We start from the raw sequence: 1858 nt of genomic DNA, 5'->3' as shown, positions 1-1858 counted from the left end.
AAAAAAACTTGAAAAATAAATTTGGCAGATTAAAAAACTTCACTTATCTTTGCACTCGCTTTTGAAAAATCTGACGGTCGCCGAAAGAGGCGCTAAGACAAGAAAGACAAAGCAAGGAGGGAGGTTAAGAGTGGAGTCAGGCATTGACTAAAACTATTAACTAACCACTAAATAAAAAAAAGATCTTTGACATTATTAATGCAAAACCAAAAAGCAAGGTAAAAGCGGATCCTAACAAGTCAATTTTAATTTCCGGATCAAGAGTCTTGAAGTTTTGGGATGAGTGCTTAAAAGAAATTATTTTAAAAACTTTCCTACAACGAAGAGTTTGATCCTGGCTCAGGATGAACGCTAGCGACAGGCCTAACACATGCAAGTCGAGGGGTAACATGAGAGCTTGCTCTCGATGACGACCGGCGCACGGGTGAGTAACGCGTATGCAACCTTCCTTTAACTGGAGAATAGCCCCCGGAAACGGGGATTAATGCTCCATGGGACTCTGGATACGCCTGTATTAAGAGTTAAAGTTCCGACGGTTAAAGATGGGCATGCGTGACATTAGCTAGTTGGCGGGGTAACGGCCCACCAAGGCAACGATGTCTAGGGGTTCTGAGAGGAAGGTCCCCCACACTGGTACTGAGACACGGACCAGACTCCTACGGGAGGCAGCAGTGAGGAATATTGGTCAATGGACGCAAGTCTGAACCAGCCATGTCGCGTGCAGGATGACTGCCCTATGGGTTGTAAACTGCTTTTATACGGGAAGAAAGGTATCTACGTGTAGATATTTGCCGGTACCGTACGAATAAGCATCGGCTAACTCCGTGCCAGCAGCCGCGGTAATACGGAGGATGCGAGCGTTATCCGGATTTATTGGGTTTAAAGGGTGCGTAGGCGGAATGGTAAGTCAGCGGTGAAATACTGCAGCTCAACTGAAGAACTGCCGTTGATACTGTCATTCTTGAGTATAGATGAGGTAGGCGGAATGAGTAGTGTAGCGGTGAAATGCATAGATATTACTCAGAACACCAATTGCGAAGGCAGCTTACTAAACTATAACTGACGCTGAAGCACGAAAGCGTGGGTATCAAACAGGATTAGATACCCTGGTAGTCCACGCCGTAAACTATGATTACTGGTTGTTTGCGATACACAGTAAGCGACTGAGCGAAAGCATTAAGTAATCCACCTGGGGAGTACGTTGGCAACAATGAAACTCAAAGGAATTGACGGGGGCCCGCACAAGCGGTGGAACATGTGGTTTAATTCGATGATACGCGAGGAACCTTACCTGGGCTTAAATGGGGAGTGACGGATGTGGAAACATGTCTTTCTTCGGACACTCTTCAAGGTGCTGCATGGTTGTCGTCAGCTCGTGCCGTGAGGTGTCGGGTTAAGTCCCATAACGAGCGCAACCCCTGTTGTCAGTTACCAGCATGTAAAGATGGGGACTCTGACAAGACTGCCGGTGTAAACCGCGAGGAAGGTGGGGATGACGTCAAATCAGCACGGCCCTTACGTCCAGGGCTACACACGTGTTACAATGGCCAGTACAAAGGGCAGCTACACAGCAATGTGATGCTAATCTCGAAAACTGGTCCCAGTTCGGATTGGAGTCTGCAACCCGACTTCATGAAGCTGGAATCGCTAGTAATCGCGCATCAGCCATGGCGCGGTGAATACGTTCCCGGGCCTTGTACACACCGCCCGTCAAGCCATGGAAGCCGGGAGTACCTGAAGTATGTAACCGCAAGGAGCGTCCTAGGGTAAAACTGGTGACTGGGGCTAAGTCGTAACAAGGTAGCCGTACCGGAAGGTGTGGCTGGAACACCTCCTTTCTGGAGAGTAGTTATCCAAA

At 48.2% G+C, this 1858-nt stretch carries 1 rRNA gene; it reads left to right on the top strand.

The window, feature by feature from the left end:
• Window positions 1-316 precede the first annotated feature (316 nt).
• Window positions 317-1838 (top strand): 16S ribosomal RNA (locus DDZ16_RS20510).
• The last annotated feature ends 20 nt before the right edge of the window (window positions 1839-1858 follow it).

It is taken from the genome of Marinilabilia rubra (assembly GCF_003121985.1).
Classification (GTDB): domain Bacteria; phylum Bacteroidota; class Bacteroidia; order Bacteroidales; family Marinilabiliaceae; genus Marinilabilia; species Marinilabilia rubra.
This window is presented reverse-complemented; position numbering and strand designations above follow the sequence as displayed.